The organism is Pseudomonas sp. 478 (assembly GCF_003254125.1).
GTDB lineage: Bacteria > Pseudomonadota > Gammaproteobacteria > Pseudomonadales > Pseudomonadaceae > Aquipseudomonas.
Map to the genome: position 1 here is coordinate 36036 of NZ_QKZG01000019.1, position 17069 is coordinate 53104.

The 17069-nt window shown below is 60.1% G+C and carries 14 protein-coding genes and 3 pseudogenes; 9 read left to right on the plus strand and 8 right to left on the minus strand.

Annotated elements, in window-relative coordinates; genetic code table 11:
* Positions 1-147: 147 nt before the first annotated feature.
* The gene (locus tag DFS28_RS28490) at positions 148-1464 is read right to left on the minus strand and encodes a Na+/H+ antiporter family protein (protein WP_165934039.1); all 1317 of its coding nucleotides are present in this window, start codon (positions 1462-1464) and stop codon (positions 148-150) included.
* Positions 1465-2095: 631 nt separating this feature from the next.
* Here DFS28_RS28490 and DFS28_RS31285 point away from each other — a divergent pair.
* Both DFS28_RS31285 and DFS28_RS31290 read left to right on the plus strand, forming a co-directional pair.
* Positions 2096-3166, plus strand: a pseudogene (locus DFS28_RS31285) (HAMP domain-containing protein); the annotation flags it as partial.
* Positions 3167-3511: 345 nt separating this feature from the next.
* A pseudogene (locus tag DFS28_RS31290) lies at positions 3512-4024 on the plus strand (methyl-accepting chemotaxis protein); the annotation flags it as partial.
* 224 nt (positions 4025-4248) lie between these two features.
* Here the strand turns inward: DFS28_RS31290 and DFS28_RS28500 are convergent.
* The 4 genes from DFS28_RS28500 to DFS28_RS28515 are packed head-to-tail and all read right to left on the minus strand — an operon-like array spanning position 4249 to position 6862.
* On the minus strand, positions 4249-5562 hold the full coding sequence (locus DFS28_RS28500; protein WP_111452442.1) for a sensor histidine kinase: 1314 nt from the start codon (positions 5560-5562) through the stop codon (positions 4249-4251).
* On the minus strand, positions 5559-6227 hold the full coding sequence (locus DFS28_RS28505) for a response regulator transcription factor (protein ID WP_111452443.1): 669 nt from the start codon (positions 6225-6227) through the stop codon (positions 5559-5561). The genes DFS28_RS28500 and DFS28_RS28505 overlap by 4 nt, the downstream gene beginning before the upstream one ends.
* Positions 6228-6230: 3 nt before the next feature.
* Positions 6231-6554: a PepSY domain-containing protein gene (locus DFS28_RS28510; RefSeq protein ID WP_111452444.1), complete on the minus strand. Its 324-nt coding sequence runs from the start codon at positions 6552-6554 to the stop codon at positions 6231-6233.
* The gene (locus tag DFS28_RS28515; protein ID WP_008152162.1) at positions 6554-6862 is read right to left on the minus strand and encodes a PepSY domain-containing protein; all 309 of its coding nucleotides are present in this window, start codon (positions 6860-6862) and stop codon (positions 6554-6556) included. The genes DFS28_RS28510 and DFS28_RS28515 overlap by 1 nt, the downstream gene beginning before the upstream one ends.
* A gap of 274 nt (positions 6863-7136) precedes the next feature.
* Between DFS28_RS28515 and DFS28_RS28525 the strand changes: the two genes are divergently transcribed.
* The 5 genes from DFS28_RS28525 to codA all read left to right on the plus strand — a co-directional run bounded on the left by DFS28_RS28525 (position 7137) and on the right by codA (position 12438).
* Positions 7137-8216 (plus strand): patatin-like phospholipase family protein, encoded by a 1080-nt coding sequence (locus tag DFS28_RS28525; protein ID WP_111452446.1) that lies wholly within the window; start codon positions 7137-7139, stop codon positions 8214-8216.
* A 94-nt stretch (positions 8217-8310) separates the two neighbouring features.
* Complete coding sequence (gene queD / locus DFS28_RS28530) at positions 8311-8667, plus strand: 6-carboxytetrahydropterin synthase QueD (protein WP_008152165.1); 357 nt, start codon at positions 8311-8313, stop codon at positions 8665-8667.
* Positions 8668-8823: 156 nt separating this feature from the next.
* Positions 8824-9654: an alpha/beta fold hydrolase gene (locus DFS28_RS28535; RefSeq protein WP_111452447.1), complete on the plus strand. Its 831-nt coding sequence runs from the start codon at positions 8824-8826 to the stop codon at positions 9652-9654.
* A 251-nt stretch (positions 9655-9905) separates the two neighbouring features.
* Complete coding sequence (gene codB, locus DFS28_RS28540; RefSeq protein ID WP_111452448.1) at positions 9906-11177, plus strand: cytosine permease; 1272 nt, start codon at positions 9906-9908, stop codon at positions 11175-11177.
* Positions 11178-11190: 13 nt separating this feature from the next.
* Entirely contained in the window at positions 11191-12438 is a 1248-nt protein-coding gene (codA, locus tag DFS28_RS28545; RefSeq protein WP_111452449.1) for a cytosine deaminase, read from the plus strand.
* A gap of 130 nt (positions 12439-12568) precedes the next feature.
* Here the strand turns inward: codA and DFS28_RS28550 are convergent, their stop codons facing one another.
* A complete protein-coding gene (locus tag DFS28_RS28550) occupies positions 12569-13561 on the minus strand; it encodes a diaminopimelate epimerase (protein ID WP_111452450.1) in 993 nt (330 codons plus the stop codon).
* A gap of 225 nt (positions 13562-13786) precedes the next feature.
* On the opposite strand from DFS28_RS28550, the gene DFS28_RS28555 reads away from it, so the two are divergent.
* A complete protein-coding gene (locus DFS28_RS28555) occupies positions 13787-14443 on the plus strand; it encodes a carboxymuconolactone decarboxylase family protein (RefSeq protein WP_111452451.1) in 657 nt (218 codons plus the stop codon).
* A gap of 230 nt (positions 14444-14673) precedes the next feature.
* The gene (locus tag DFS28_RS28560) at positions 14674-15825 is read left to right on the plus strand and encodes an MFS transporter (RefSeq protein WP_008152175.1); all 1152 of its coding nucleotides are present in this window, start codon (positions 14674-14676) and stop codon (positions 15823-15825) included.
* A 116-nt stretch (positions 15826-15941) separates the two neighbouring features.
* Here DFS28_RS28560 and DFS28_RS28565 read toward each other — a convergent pair.
* Positions 15942-16106, minus strand: a pseudogene (locus DFS28_RS28565) (hypothetical protein); the annotation flags it as partial.
* A gap of 235 nt (positions 16107-16341) precedes the next feature.
* The gene (gene queC, locus DFS28_RS28570) at positions 16342-17031 is read right to left on the minus strand and encodes a 7-cyano-7-deazaguanine synthase QueC (RefSeq protein ID WP_111452452.1); all 690 of its coding nucleotides are present in this window, start codon (positions 17029-17031) and stop codon (positions 16342-16344) included.
* Positions 17032-17069 lie beyond the last annotated feature (38 nt).

A 17069-nucleotide genomic window follows, 5' to 3' on the forward strand; every position in this document is an offset into this window, starting at 1 on the left:
TTATAGGCTTTAACGGCAGGCCAATTCAAAAGTTGAACGCGGTTAATGTGGGAGCGGGCTTGCTCGCGAAGACGGCGGCACATCCATCATTGACGTGACTGACCCACCGCCTTCGCGAGCAAGCCCGCTCCCACAGGGGAAATGTGCTTAGAGCACCATCGCAGCCACCCAGCCGAACGCCAACAACGGGAGGTTGTAGTGCAGGAAGGTCGGGACCACGGTGTCCCAGATGGGGTGATGCTGGCCGTCGATGTTCAGGCCCGAGGTCGGGCCGAGGGTCGAGTCCGAGGCTGGCGAACCGGCATCGCCCAGCGCACCGGCAGTGCCGACAATGCACACGATCGCGATCGGACTGAAGCCCAGTTGGACGCACAACGGCACAAAAATCGCGGCCAGGATCGGTACAGTGGAAAACGACGAACCGATGCCCATGGTCACCAACAGTCCGACCAACAACATCAGCAACGCGCCAATGCCTTTGCTGTGGCCGATCCACGAAGCCGAGGCTTCGACCAGTGTCTGCACCTCACCGGTGGCTTTCATCACCTCGGCAAAACCGGAGGCGGCAATCATGATGAAACCGATCATCGCCATCATTTTCATGCCTTCGGTGAACAGGTCGTCGGTTTCACGCCACTTCACGATCCCCGACACCGAAAAAATCAGAAAGCCTGCCAGCGCACCGATGATCATCGAGTCCAGCAGCAGTTGAATGATGAACGCCACCGCGATGGCCAGACCGGCGACCATCAGGCTCAGCGGGTTGTACTGCACCGCGACCTGTTCGACTTGCTCGATCTTTTCCAGATCGTAGACGCGCTTCTTGCGATAGCTGACAAACGCTGCCGCGAGCCCGACGACCATGCCCAAGGCCGGAATCCCCATGGCATGGGTCACGTTGATGCCGCTGATGTCCACCCCGCTACGGGCGACATTGGCCAGCAGGATTTCATTAAGGAAGATGTTGCCGAAGCCTACGGGCAAGAACATGTACGGCGTAATCAGGCCGAAGGTCATGACACAGGCAATCAACCGGCGATCCAGTTGCAGCTTGGTCAGCACATATAACAGTGGCGGCACCAGCAGCGGAATAAAGGCGATATGTATCGGCAGAATGTTCTGCGAAGCGATGGCCACCACCCACAGCAAACCGATCAACAGCCATTTGACCTGACCGCCACCGCTGGCGTGCTGGCGGTCGACCATCAGCAAGGCTTTGTCTGCCAGGGCGTGTGCCAGGCCGGACTTGGCAATGGCCACTGCGAAAGCACCGAGCAATGCGTAGGACAACGCGACCGTCGCACCGCCACCGAGGCCACTGTTGAAGGCTTTGAGTGTCGCGTCGATGCCCAGGCCACCGGTCAAACCACCCACCAGAGCGCCCACGATCAGCGCGATTACGACGTGCACGCGGGACAGGCTGAGGATCAGCATGACGCCGACCGCGGCAATTACAGCATTAATCATCGTTACCTCAAGGCAAACGGAAAGAGTCCGGCCGGCAGTCTGCAATGAGCCGCCAGCGGATTGAATGAGAGGGTTTTATTAGAGGGCGCGCACTGTGCCGCAGAGTCGGCCCGGTGTCAAAGCGCATGGGCCTGGGGGATGTGTAACGGGCTGTGATGAACCCTGTGGTGAGGGGATTTATCGGAATGCCGCACCACCCCGTTCGGCTGCGAAGCAGTCGCAAACCTGACAATTCGGTATGACTGACGGAATTGCGGGGGGCCGCTTCGCGACCCAACGGGGATGAATCCCCTCGCCACAAAGGCAGCCGACCAACGGAGTTTCATCATTCAGGAACTGCCATAAAGAAAGCCGAATCGCAGCCGTTACAGTGCAAAGTCTCAGATAAATATCGAATAAGGACGTCTCCATGTCGCTCAGACAACTTTCCATTCAATGGAAAATCACCCTGCTGGCCGGGCTGTGCCTGGCCGGCATCGTGACCCTGCTGGTGGGTCTTTCGCTGTATCGCATGGAGCACAGCTCCGAGATGGTGAAAGCATCCAGCATGGAGATGCTCACCGAAGCGGCCCAGGCCCGGATCGAATCCCAGGGTGAAAACCAGGCGCTGGGGATTCGCCAGCAGTTCATGGATGCCTATCAATATGGCCATGGCTTTTCGCGTCAGGTGCTGTTCCTGCGCGAGCAGGCCGAGAAGCGCTTTCTCGATGCCTTTGACCTGCGTGAAGACCTGACCCGTCAGGTCAAGTCAGCCCTGCAAGCCAACCCGGAACTGCTCGGCCTCTCGCTGGTGTTTGAAGCCAACGCGCTGGACGGCAAGGACGATCTGTTCGCCGGCCAGGCCGAGCTGGGTAGCAACGACAAGGGCCGTTTCGCGCTCTATTGGTCGCAGCCGACACCAGGCAAGGTGACGTCGATGGCGCTACCGGAAAGCGACATGGCCGACACCAGCACCGGCCCGAGCGGCGAACCGGCCAACGCCTGGTTCACCTGCCCGCGCACGACCCTCAAACCCTGCGTGATCGAACCCTACTTCTACGTGATCGACGGCCAGAACGTGCTGATGACCAGCATCGTTTTCCCGCTGATGGTCAACGGCAAGGTCATCGCTTCGCTGTCAGTGGACATCAACCTCAACAGTCTGCAAGCCGTCAGCCAGGGTGCGAGCAAGAAGCTCTATGACGGCCAGACCAACGTCAGCATCATCAGCCCGGTCGGTTTGCTGGCCGGTTACAGCCCGGACGCCAGCAAGCTCAGCCAGCGCCTGGACACCGTGGATAAAACCAACGGTGCCGAGCTGATCCGCATGCTCGCCGCCAGCAGCAAGACCGAAAGCCTGCACAACAATCAACAGCTCAAAGTGCTGTCGCCGTTCCAGCCGATTCCCGGTGGCAAGTCCTGGGGCGTGTTGCTCGATGTGCCGGAGAAAGTCCTGGTCGGCCCCGCCGAAGCGTTGAAAAAGCAACTCGATGAAAGCAACACCGCCGGCACCCTGGTCGAACTCGGCCTGGGTGTACTGGCCGCGTTGATTGGCCTGTTGCTGGTGTGGCTGATGGCCCGCAGCGTGACCAAACCGATTCTGGGTGTGGCGCACATGCTCGAAGACATTGCCAGCGGCGAAGGCGACCTGACCCGCCGTCTGGCCTACGACAAAAAGGACGAACTCGGCCAATTGGCTGGCTGGTTCAACCGCTTCCTCGACAAGCTGCAACCGATCATCGCCGAGGTCAAACGCTCGGTGCAGGACGCACGCAGCACGGCGGATCAGTCGTCCGCCATCGCCACCCAGACCAGCGCCGGCATGGAGCAGCAATACCGTCAGGTGGATCAGGTCGCTACCGCGTCCCACGAAATGAGCGCCACCGCCCAGGACGTCGCTCGCAGTGCAGCGCAAGCGGCACAGGCCGCGCGGGATGCGGATCAGGCCACCCGTCGCGGTCTGACCGTGATCGACCGCACCACCGCCAGCATCGACAACCTCGCCGCCGACATGAGCGCGGCGATGGTTCAAGTCGAAGGCCTGGCAGCCAACAGCGAGAAGATCGGTTCGGTGCTGGAAGTGATCCGGGCCATCGCCGAGCAGACAAATCTGCTGGCGCTGAACGCCGCCATCGAGGCTGCTCGTGCCGGTGAAGCCGGGCGCGGTTTTGCCGTGGTGGCCGATGAAGTGCGCAACCTGGCACGCCGGACCCAGGAGTCTGTCGAAGAAACCCGCTTGGTGATCGAGCAGTTGCAGAGCGGCACTCAGGACGTGGTCGGCTCGATGAACAATAGCCATCGCCAGGCTCAGGGCAGTGTCGAACAAGTGGGTCAGGCGGTGACGGCGTTGCGCCAGATTGGTGAGGCGGTGACGGTGATCAGCGACATGAACTTGCAGATCGCCAGTGCCGCGGAAGAGCAAAGCGCCGTGGCCGAGGAGATCAACAACAACGTGGCGACGATTCGGGATGTGACGGAGTCGCTGTCGGGGCAGGCCAATGAATCGGCGCGGGTGAGTCAGTCACTCAATAGCCTGGCGAATCAGCAGCAGAGTTTGATGGATCAGTTTCGGGTCTGAGAACCACCCCTCACCCTAACCCTCCCGAAACGTCGGACCGCCCCAGGGGGTAGAGGGGACTGACCGAGTTGGTTTTTAGATATTCTGCGACCGAGAAAATAGAGTCGAACTCGGCATTAGAAGCCAAGGGAGATCAGCTCCCTTTCCCCCTCTCCCCTCTGGGGCGGTCCGACGTTTCGGGAGGGATGGGCGGGCGGCGTTCCGATGAGGGGTGGCTTTCAGCCTCAACGCCGAGGTAGCTCAACAACCACACTCAACCCACCCCACTCACTCTCCTCCAGCCGCAACACCCCGCCCCACGTATCGACGATGTCCCGCACAATCCCCAATCCCAACCCATGCCCATCCGTTTGTTCATCAAGCCGAGTACCCCGGCTGAACACCTGATCGCGCTGGTTTTCGGGAATCCCCGGCCCATCGTCTTCCACGCTTAACTCAAACCCTTCGGCCGTCTCGACCACGCTCAACCGAACCTCGGCATCCGCCCATTTGCAGGCGTTGTCCAGCAGGTTACCGAGCAGTTCGAGCAAATCCTCGCGATCCCAAGGCAGTTGCAACCCCTTCGGCGCCACATAGCTGAGGTCCAGATGCTCGCCATGAATCATGTTCAACGTCGCCAGTAATCCAGGCAATTCAGCATCGCAATCAAACAACGCCCCCGGCAACGCATCGCCGGATAACCGTGCGCGATTGAGTTCGCGATTGAGTCGCTGCTGAACCTGTTCCAGTTGCGCCTGCATCACCTTGCGCAGTTCCGGCTGCGCATCGAGCTTCTCGCTTGAGGCCAGGCTCAACAACACCGCCAGCGGGGTTTTCAAGGCGTGGCCGAGGTTGCCCAGCGCATTGCGCGAACGCTTGAGGCTGTCTTCAGTGTGCGCCAGCAAATGGTTGATCTGCGCCACCAGCGGTTCAAGCTCTACCGGCACCTGATCATCGAGTTGCGAGCGCTGGCCTTGCTGCAACTGGGCGATCTGCTCGCGGGCCTTTTCCAGCGGGCGCAAGGCGCGGCGCACGGTGATCCGTTGCAGCAGCAGAATCAGCAGCAGCCCCGTCAGCCCAAGGCCCAATCCGACTTGACGCATGCGCTGGAAACTCTCGCGCACCGGCGTGTAATCCTGGGCCACGCTGATGGAGATCGATTGGCCGAGCCGTCGATAGTCTGAACGCAGCACCAGCAATTGCTGGCCTTCCGGCCCCAATTGCAGGTTGCTGTGCAGGCCGGCATGGTCGAGGCGCGGCAGTTCCTGATCCCATAGCGAACGGGAGCGCCAATGGCTGTCGGCAAAATCGATGCGAAAGTAATGCCCAGAAAACGGCCGCTGATAGGCCGGCGACAGATGTCGCTCATCCAGCTGTAACCCCTGCGGCCCACGCACCAGCGCCACCAGCAGGTTTTCACTGTCGTCGCGCAGCCCGGCTTCGAGGTAGCGCTGCAAACCCATTTCGAACAGCCACAGGCTGGTCTGCGCCAGCACCAGGCCGACGATCACCATCACGCTGATCAGCCCCAGGCTCAAGCGGCGCTGGATCGACCTCACTGGGCTTGCCCGCCGAACAGATAACCCTGGCCGCGACGGGTTTCGATGACGCTGCGCCCGAGTTTGCGCCGCAGGTGGTTGACGTGGACTTCGAGCACGTTGGAATCGCGCTCGGTTTCACCGTCGTAGAGGTGTTCGGCGAGGTGGCTTTTGGACAGAATCTGCTCGGGGTGCAGCATGAAATAACGCAGCAGGCGGAATTCAGCGGCGGTGAGCTGGATGTCGGCGCCGTCGCGGGTCACGCATTGGCGGCCTTCGTCCAGGTGCAGTCCGGCAGACTTGAGCGTCGGCTGGTTGGCATGGCCATGGGAACGGCGCAACAACGCCTGGACGCGCAAGTGCAGCTCTTCGGGGTGGAAAGGCTTGGTCAGGTAATCGTCGGCGCCGGCCTTGAGGCCTTCGATTCGTTCGGCCCAGGAATCACGGGCGGTGAGGATCAGCACGGGCGTCGACAGGCCAGCCGCCCGCCATTGCGTCAGCACGTCGAGCCCAGGCAAACCCGGCAGGCCGAGGTCGAGGATGATCAGGTCATAAGGCTCGCTGCTGCCCTGATACACCGCGTCGCGACCGTCGGCCAGCCAGTCCACGGCGTAACCCTGCCGGTTGAGGCCGGCCATCAGTTCGTCGGCCAGCGGCACATGGTCTTCCACCAGAAGCAAACGCATCGATCAATCTTCCTTGTCTTTCAGTAACTGGCCGGTGGTGGCGTCAAGGTCCAGTTCGCGGACCACACCTTCACGGGTCAGCAACTCGACTTCATAAACGTAGACGTCGTGTTTCTCTTCAAGCTCGGCTTCCAGCAATTTGGCCCCGGGGTAGCGGTCCAGCGCTTGCTGCAACAGCTGCTCCAGCGGCAGGATCACACCCTGTTGACGCAGGCGCAGGGCTTCGTCCTGATCCAGGTCGCGAGCCATGGCCACCGAGCAAAAAGCCAGAAGCGCCAGAGCCATTCGACCTCTCGTGCACCGCTGTGAAAAAGAAAACACCTTCATTACGTATCCTGATGATCCTTGAGAATCTGCCCGCTGACAGCGTCCAGTTCCAGGTCCCACTCAATGCCTTGAGGGTCGCGCATTTCCACCTGATAGATGTACTTGCCGTACTCTTCTTCCAACTCGGTTTCGGTGATTTTGGCGCCGGGATGTTTGGCCAGAGCGGTGGCGTTGAGCTTCTCGAAAGACACAATGGTACCAGCGTCGCGCAGCCTCAGGGCTTCGTCGGGACCGAGGTCGCGAGCGTGGGCGATGCTGGCGGTCATGCCGATGATGGACGCGGTGAACAGGGCAGTCAGGGTTTTCATGGGGTGTCTCCGTATTTTTTTATGTGTTGCCGAGGGAGTGCACCTTAACGGGGCGAACTTAATTGAAACTGAATTGCCATCATTGAGCTGGCAACACGACATCACCGCCCTGCACAAAACCCTGTGGGAGCGGCGGTGCGGCGATCCGACTTGCTCGCGAAAGCGGTGTGTCAGCAGCATTAATACCAACTGATACACCGCTTTCGCGAGCAAGCCCGCTCCCACAGGGATTCGTGCGTTTATAATCCCCCGCTTGCCTGCATTCGAGACCGGTATGACCGCTTTCCACATCAAGTTCCCCTCCCTGACCCTCAAGGCCGGCCCTCGTGCCTTGGCGCGCATCCGTGAAAACGGTTTGAGCGCCGCCGATGTCGGCACACTGCCGGGTGCCGCTGGGGGGCCCAAGGCGTTGGGGATTCAAGGTCTGGACCTGGCGTTGTTCGGCGAATGGCTGCCGACGGCACTGCGGGAGCGCTCGTTGATCGGTGCGTCGGTGGGTTCCTGGCGCTTCGCCAGCGCGTGTCTGCCGGATGCCGCCGAAGGTATCCGCCGCCTCGGTCACCTCTACACCGGGCAGAACTTCGCCAAGGGCGTGACCATGGCGCAGATCAGCCAGAGCTCCCGGCGCATGCTCGATGAGTTGCTCGACGGCCGCGATGCCTCGATTCTGGACAACGCTCATTACCGACTGAACATCATGGTGGTCAAAAGCCACGGCCTGCTGGCGGACGATCATCGCGGCCGACTGGGGCTGGGCCTGTCATCGGTGATTGCCGACAACCTGCGCGGCCGGGCGCGCCTGTCGCGGCATTTCGAGCGGCTGATCATTCACGATCCGCGCCTGGCCCCGCCGGTCCACGCTCTCAACGATTTCCCCTCGCGCTTCGTTGCGCTGAATGCCGGCAACCTGCGCCAGGCCTTGCTCGCCTCAGGCTCGATCCCGATGGTGATGGAAGGCGTGCGTAATCTGCCGGGTGCCGGTGCCGGGACGTTTCGCGATGGCGGTCTGCTGGACTATCACCTCGACCTGCCCTACAGCGGCAACGACATCGTGCTCTATCCGCATTTCACCGACCGGGTGATTCCCGGCTGGTTCGACAAGACACTGCCATGGCGCCGCGCGTGTCCTGCGCGCTTGCAGGATGTCCTGTTGCTGGCGCCGTCAAAGGATTACCTGGCGCGCCTGCCCTACGGCAAACTCCCGGACCGCAACGACTTCAAACGCTTCATGGGCGATGCCCCGAGCCGACAGAAATACTGGCGCACGACGATGGATGAAAGCCGTCGCATGGGCGATGAGTTCCTCGAACTGGCTGCCAGCGGTCGTCTCGGGGAGCGCTTGCTGACCCTTTAGTCAGTGTTTTCCCGCAACGCCAAACGCAAACTGTTAAACTCGCCGCCTGCCCACATCGCCGCGGCGATCGCCACCTGACAGAGCTGAAATCACTGTGGAAATCTTCAAAGAATTTACCTTCGAATCCGCCCACCGCCTGCCCCACGTACCGGAAGGCCACAAGTGCGGCCGCCTGCACGGTCACTCGTTCAAAGTGGCGATCCACCTGAGCGGCGACCTCGATCCGCACACGGGCTGGATCCGTGATTTCTCGGAAATCAAGGCGATCTTCAAGCCGCTCTATGAGCGCCTGGACCATAACTACCTGAACGACATTCCCGGTCTGGAAAACCCGACCAGTGAAGTGCTGGCCAAATTCATCTGGAAGGAATTGAAGCCTCTGCTGCCGGAACTCAGCGCGATCCGCATTCACGAGACGTGCACCAGCGGTTGCATCTATCACGGCGAGTAAGCCGATCTAAACGCCGATAAAAATCACCTTGTGGGAGCGCCGCACCGCCGCTCCCACAGTGAACTGCGTTTCGTCAGTGAATATAAAAACAGCCTTCAATGGCTGTTTTTTTATGCCTATGCTTTTTGGCTCCCCCACGCCAAGAGGACACCCCCAATGACTGACTGGCCGCTGCCTCAGACTTATCGTTTCAACGGGCGCTCCGTTCGTTACGCCGTACGGGGCGACGGTCCGCCGCTGGTGTTCGTGCATGGCACGCCCTTCTCTTCTTACGTGTGGCACCGGATTGCGCCGCACTTCATCACCACCCATCGGGTGCATTACTTTGACCTGCTGGGTTATGGGCTATCGGAGAAAATCGAGGGCGATGTGTCGCTGGGTGTACAGAACGACCTGCTGGCTCACTTGCTCGATCACTGGGGCCTGGCGCGACCAGACGTCGTCGCTCACGACTTCGGCGGCGCCACCGCTCTGCGTACTCATCTGCTGAACGGCAAGGACTACCGCAGCCTGACGCTGATCGATCCCGTGGCGCTGACGCCCTGGGGTTCGCCGTTTGTGCAGCATGTGCGCCAGCATGAGGCGGCATTCAGGGGCCTGCCCGATTACATTCAGCGGGCGATTGTGCCGGCGTATATTCGCGGGGCAATCAAGCGCGAAATTCCTGATCATCAACTCGCACCTTACGTGCAGCCGTGGCTCGGCGATCCGGGGCAAGCGGCGTTCTATCGGCAGATCGCGCAGATGGACGAGCGCTATACCCGTGAGGCCGAAGGGCTGTACCCGACGATTCGGTGTCCGGTGCAGATTCTGTGGGGGGAAGACGATCAGTGGATTCCCATTGAACGCGGGCAGGCATTGCATCAGATGATTCCCGGGTCGCGGTTTCAGGCGATTGCGAATGCCGGGCATCTGGTCCAGGAAGATGCGCCGGAAGCGATCGTCGCGGCGCTCCTGCGGTTCCTCCCACAACAAAAATCCCCCTGAAAAAACCGAATCAAATGTGGGAGCGGGCTTGCTCGCGAAAGCGGTCTATCAGTCGACATCTGCTGTGACTGACACACCGCTTTCGCGAGCAAGCCCGCTCCCACATGGTTCTGTGTTCCTTCAGGTGCACCGCTTTTGTGCCCTCCCCGCGCCAAACCCGTCGGCTCGGCTATAAATAACTACACCACTCCACGCTTGGCACGAGCACTGCAACACGCCCCCGCGTCACTCATTCAGCAAGGAACGCCCCCATGACGCAGAACGATCCCGGCAACGATTACCCCCTCAGCGAAGTCCCGATGCATGCCCGCAAAGGCCTGGCCTCAACGGCCATGGTGCTGCTGGGTTTCACCTTTTTTACCGCGACCATGTTTGCCGGCGGCAAGCTCGGTGTGGCGTTCAGTTTCGGCGAGATGATGTCGGTGATTATCGTCGGCAATCTGCTGCTGGGGATCTACGCTGCCGGCCTGGGTTACATCGCCTTCAAGAGCGGTCTGAACTCGGTGCTGATGGGACGCTTTTGCTTCGGTGAAGTGGGCAGCAAGCTCAGCGACCTGATCCTCGGCTTTACCCAGATCGGCTGGTACGCTTGGGGCACAGCTACTGCCGCCGTGGTGCTGGGCAAGTATTTCGAATTGAGCGAGGGCACCGTTCTCGGGCTGATGGTGCTGTTCGGTCTGGTATTTTGCGCGACCGCGTATGTGGGTTATCGCGGCCTGGAGATTCTGTCGTATATCGCCGTACCGGCGATGATGTTGCTGCTGATGCTATCGATGTGGGTGGCCACGGTGAAGGTCGGCGGCCTCGACGGTTTGCTCGCGGTAGTCCCGACGGGAACACTGGATTGGTCGACCGCAATTACCCTGGTGTTCGGCACCTTTGTCAGCGGCGCAACCCAGGCGACCAACTGGACGCGTTTCTCCCGTTCAGCACGCGTCGCGGTGCTGGCGAGCCTGATCGGCTTCTTCATCGGCAACGGCCTGATGGTGTTGATCGGGGCCTATGGCGCCATCGTCTACCAGCAACCGGACGTGGTCGAAGTGTTGCTGTTGCAAGGCTTCGCCATGGCGGCGATGGCGATGTTGCTGCTCAATATCTGGAGTACCCAGGACAACACCATCTACAACTTCGCCGTCGCCGGTTGCAACCTGCTGCGCACTGGCCGTCGCAAAACCGTGACCCTGGCGGGCGCGGTGATCGGCACATTGCTGGCACTGCTGGGCATGTACGACATGCTGGTGCCCTACCTGATTCTGCTGGGCACTGTAATTCCGCCGATTGGCGGCGTGATCATGGCGGACTTCTTCTACCGCTATCGTGGTCAATATCCACGCCTGGCCGACGCCCGGTTGCCGGCGTTCAATTGGTCTGGCCTGGGCGCCTACGCAGTCGGCACCGTTGCCGCGTTCAGTTCACCGTGGGTCGCGCCACTGGTAGGAATTGCCGCTGCCGCGTTAACGTATGTGGTACTGACCGGCGTGCTGGGTGCCCGGTCTGCCAACGCACCATTACAAGATCTATAAAAGGATTCGCCTGATGCACATCATCAATGCCCGCCTGCGCAACCAAGATGGCCTGCATGAGTTGCACCTGGAAAACGGCCTGATCAGCAACATCGCCCGACAGACCGAAGCCCCGACCCTGGGCCCCGATGATCTGGACGCCGGCGGCAACCTGGTGGTGCCACCCTTCGTCGAGCCACACATCCACCTCGACGCCACGCTCACCGCCGGTGAACCGCGCTGGAACATGAGCGGCACGCTGTTCGAAGGTATCGAGTGCTGGGGCGAGCGCAAGGTGACCATCACCGAAGAGGACACCAAAACCCGCGCCAAGAAAACCATCCAGACCCTCGCCGCCCACGGCATCCAGCACGTGCGTACCCACGTCGACGTCACCGACCCGCAGCTCACCGCGCTCAAGGCGATGCTCGAAGTGCGTGAGGAAAGCCGTCACCTGATCGACATGCAGATCGTTGCGTTCCCGCAGGAAGGCATCGAGTCGTACCGCAACGGTCGCGAGCTGATGGAAGAAGCGATCCGCATGGGCGCCGATGTGGTCGGCGGTATTCCGCATTTCGAGTACACCCGCGATCAAGGCGTGAGTTCAGTCAAATTCCTGATGGACCTGGCCGAGCGCACCGGTTGCCTGGTGGACGTGCATTGCGATGAAACCGACGACCCGCACTCACGCTTTCTAGAGGTGCTGGCTGAAGAAGCCCGCAGCCGCGACATGGGCTCACGGGTCACCGCCAGCCACACCACGGCGATGGGCTCTTACGACAACGCTTACTGCGCCAAACTGTTTCGCCTGCTCGGGCATTCGGGGATCAGTTTTGTCTCCTGCCCCACCGAAAGCATTCACCTGCAAGGGCGCTTCGACAACTTCCCGAAACGCCGTGGCGTGACCCGAGTGAATGAGTTGCTGGAAGCGGGGATGAACGTGTGTTTTGGTCAGGACTCGATCGTCGATCCGTGGTATCCGCTGGGCAACGGCAATATCTTGCGAGTGCTCGAAGCCAGCCTGCACATCTGCCACATGCTCGGTTACCGCAACCTGCAAAGCGCGCTGGACCTGATCACCGACAACAGCGCCAAGGCCATGAACCTGGGTGATCGTTATGGACTGGAACGCGGGCGGCCAGCGAATTTGCTGATTCTGTCGGCGGACAGCGACTACGAGGTGATCCGCAGCCAAGGCCTGCCGCTGTATTCGGTGCGCGATGGCAAGGTGTTGATGAAGCGGCAGATGCCGGTGGTCGAGTTCTTCGGCGATCAGAGCTGAGATTTGCGTTGGCTGGGCTGACGCCTTCGCGAGCAAGCCCGCTCCCACAGTAGATCTCCAGTGGACGCAAACGCTGAGTACACTCAGATCCACTGTGGGAGCGGGCTTGCTCGCGAAGGCAATCTTTAATTCAATCCATCAATCGAGCCATACCGAATAGCCTGACCCGACTCAATTCCCCCTCTAATTCCTCCAACAAAATCGGCGCCGTACCGCCAGGCATGACCACCTTCACCTCCCCGGCATTGACCCAACCCACCCGCCACGCCGCGCAAGCCACCGCACTGGCGCTGGTGCCCGACGACGCCGTCGGCCCTTCTCCGCGCTCGAATACCCGCGCGACGACTTGCCCTTCAGACTCATGCATCGCCCATTGCAGATTCACGCCAGCAGCACACGGCTCCCCCGCCCCGGTCGGTGTGGCGTAAGCGATACGCGTCAACCCTTCGGACAACCCCGGCTCGCGCATCTGCTCATTGCTCGGTAATGCATCGGCGTTGTCTAAAAGCGTCACACAATGTGGATTGCCGATGCGCACGAACTGGCTTCGAGACCAGGCAGGGTCGAGCGCCGACAACGCCTGCACATAGCTGACGTCGCGACCGTTGAACAGCACGCTTTCAACCCCTTTTGCCCCCACCGCGTCAGGCCCGAACGAGGGTCTGCCCAGATCCAGCCAAAACCCTTTCACACCCTCGACCTCGGCCGGTTTCACCGACGTGCCCACCGGTGAAACCGCATCAGCCTTGTCGTGATGAACCCTGAGCAAACAAACCTCGTCCCCCGGCAGCAGCCCTTGTTCACTTAGGGCTTGAGAGAAAATCGTCAATCCATTGCCACTGCGCTCGGCCAGAGTGCCGTCGGTGTTGACGATCAGCAGGTCAAACGGTGGCGAGTCTTGAAACGGCCCGATCAGCAAGCCATCGCAGCGATGATCCTTGCTGCCTGGCGGTTGTGTACCGGGTGCCCAGCCACAGAAGGCCTCGATAGCCGAAACCGTCCATGCCGCACGGGTTTGCGCAGCGCGACTGGCCTGCTCGGGCAGATCGATACCGCCCCGGCGCACGGCGTCAGGCGCCACAACCGCATAGATATTGCCTCGAGCATCGTAGAACGGCGTCATGGATCGGTCCTGAAGTCAGCCAGAAAGTGCCTGTACTTTAGGCGTCAATGTCCGGCGATGAAATACCGCCCAGGCGTAAACGCGCAAGGCGTTCCGCAAGCATTTCCGTTATAGACCGATCACCTCTTATTGCGAACAAATCTGCTGAACCTGTCACTTATGACAGCAGACAATCTTTCTGACCGAGCCCAGAGTGAAATTCTTTATTCATGCTCGGAACACCCCATGAGCAGCAAACACCCAGACGCTCCCATCCCCACGCTGTACCGCGAGGGCCGGAAAACCTTTATCGACCTGGTGCCAGACGGAGGCGCCCGACTGGGCGCACTCTTTCGAACGGTTCCAGCCCTGGGTGAGCTGGCGGTCGGCGTTGTTTACGGTTACTTGCATGGCCGTCCGGACTTGGACCCACGTCTGCGCGAAGCGGTATCGTTCGCCGCAATTGTCGCGGCCGGGATGGTGGGGCCACCCTTGAGCGTGCACTTCAAGACGGGGTTGGCTTCGGGGCTCGCACCGGGAGAGATGACAGGGATATTGCTGCAAGCTTCAGCATTCGCCGGTTTCCCGAGAGCCGTGTCCGCGGCCGACCAGCTCAATCGACTGTTTGATGACGCAGGAATGGTTTCGCCGCCTCCGCCTGCACCGCGCGAGGTGGCGCTGGCGTTTTGCGAGCAAGTTCGCAAGGGCCATTCGCCCATTCCCCTGAGTGCCGCGATCAAACGCCTGTTGCGCCAATCACACCCTCTTTCGGTGCAGGCGACAGCAGCCAAAACCGTGATTATTGAGTGTTTCGACGGTGAGCATTCCCTTCCAGCGGCGCTTTTGCATGTTCAGGTGGAAGGGACTCAGGTCGTCGAGGTCACGCGTTTTGTCGCTCGTTGACCGACGACGTCTCGTTACCAATGGAAAAATGCATCGACGCTATTTTCAACCGTCGATTTTTCCCTTCATCGCCTCCAACCGGACAATGTCGGCACTTGCGCTCGCGGCAGAGGGTCACGCTGTGCAACGATGGCGCCCTGCCTGACTGCCAATCCCGCGGACTGAATATCGAACCCTCGCAGGTCGATCACGGTCCCTTGGGGACGCGACGTTTTTTGCCAAGGATTGATATGACCAACCTCAACACTCAAACCGCATTTGTTCCCGGACGCCTGGAACAGATGTCCACGCGCATCGCCTTTTTCATTGCCGGTTTCGGCATCGCCGCGTGGGCGCCGCTGGTGCCCTACGCCAAGGCTCGGGCCGGGCTGGATGAAGGGACGCTCGGTTTGCTGCTGTTGTGCCTGGGGGTGGGGTCGATTCTGGCGATGCCGATGGCGGGGCTTCTGGCCACGCGTTTCGGCTGTCGCCGGGTGGTGAGCGCCGGGGTGTTGCTGATCTGCGCGGCCCTGCCGCTGTTGGCGACGGTGACGTCGATTCCAGCGTTGATTGCCGCGTTGTTCATGTTCGGCGCGGGGTTGGGCACGGTGGATTCGACGGTGAACCTGCAAGCGGTGATCGTCGAACGGGCCAGCGGCAAGACCATGATGTCGGGCTTCCATGGGCTGTTCAGCCTCGGCGGGATTGTCGGTGCGGCGGGCGTCAGCGCCCTGCTCGGCTTCGGGGTTTCACCGCTGGGGGCGACGCTGGTGGTGATCGTGATGCTGCTGATCGCCCTGGCCAAGGCCGCGCCGCACCTCTTGCCTTACGGCAGCGAAAGTTCGGGGCCGGCGTTTGCCGTTCCCCATGGCATCGTGCTGTTCATCGGCGGGATGTGTTTCATCGTGTTCCTCGCCGAAGGCGCGGCGCTCGACTGGAGCGCGGTGTTCCTGGCGCAGGAACGCGGGATCGACACCGCGTATGCGGGACTGGGTTACGCGGCATTTGCGTTGACCATGACCGTCGGCCGTTTGACCGGTGATTCGATCGTGCGTCGTCTCGGCGCTACTCGAGTGATAGTGTTCGGTGGGTTGACGGCCGCAGCGGGCCTGTTTGTGGCGACCTTCGCCCCGAGTTGGGAAGCGGCGCTGGTGGGTTATGCATTGTTGGGGGCGGGTTGTTCGAACATTGTGCCGGTGCTGTACACCGCCGTGGGCAAACAGACGGTGATGCCCGAAAGCGTCGCCGTACCGGCGATTACCACGCTGGGTTATGCCGGGATTCTCGCGGGGCCTGCGTTGATCGGGTTTATCGCCCATGGCAGCAGTTTGAGTTTTGCCTTCGGGTTGATGGCGGTGTTGCTGGTGGCGGTGGCCATTGGTGGGAAGGTGTTGAGGGTCTGAAAAGCATCGCGGGCAAGCCTTGCTCCTACATTGGTCTTCAGTGCACACAATATTTGCGTGTGACACCGACCAATTGTAGGAGCAAGGCTTGCCCGCGATGAAGTCACCTCGGTCTATCAGAACCCGACGCTCGCCTGCACAAAGAACGTGCGCGGAGCGCCAACGTACATCCCCGAGTTGTTGTCGCTGGAACGGGTGAAGTACTGCTTGTCGAAAATGTTCTTCACCCCGGCACCGACTTTCAAATTCGATAGCTGCGCGCCTAAGTCATAACCGCTGCGGTGTTTCAGGAAGACCGCAAACTCAGGTTTTACGACCGCTACGTCCGAACGCGGCCCGAACCAAACGCAGGCTTCGCCAGTCGGGTTACGGCTTAATTGATCGACAATACGAAGAGAAGGCGTCCAGCTCACTATGGACCCCCTCTCCAAACGCAAACATTCTGCGAACGCAACCCGAACGACACAAAAAGTAGGGGGTTGCCGTTAATGACCCTCTACTCGCAGTAAACTACTTTTACAGTTTTAGTTTGATTTTCAGACTATTCAAAACTTTCACTCTGCTTTCGAGAAACTCACTTAATCCTTTCGCACGAAGAGCACACGCATCACAGCCACCGCACCCACTTCCCATTATCCCGTTGTAGCAAGTCAATGTATGGTAACGAATCAAATCCAGCTGCTTATGGTAATCAGCCAAAGCCCAGGTCTCAGCTTTATTCAGCCGCATAAGCGGCGTCTCGATCCCTACCTTATAGTCCATGCCCAACTGAATGGCGCTGTTCAACACCTTAACAAACTCATCACCACAATCCGGATAACCAGAGCTCTCTGTTTCACACACACCTGTGATGACAGCTTCAGCGCCTACTTGATAGGCATAAATAGAAGCCAACGTTAAAAACAGAATATTCCTGCCAGGCACGAACGTATCAGGCACGCCCTCCCCCGTGCTCCTTGCAATTGGAATGTGGTCCCGCGTCAAACTGCTAATGGCCAGTTCGCTTAACAACGAAGTGTCCAATATCTTGTGCACCTTCACGCCAAGCTGTTTTGAAAGCTGTTGCGCCACTTCGATTTCCGCACGATGGCGCTGGCCATAATCAAAGGTAATGCAGTGAATTTCATCGTATATCGGCAATGCATGGATCAAGCAGGTGGTTGAGTCTTGTCCGCCGCTGAAAACGATAACGGCCTTTCTGGTCATGGTTCGTTCTTCCTTGGAGGTGCCCCGGCAGAATGCCG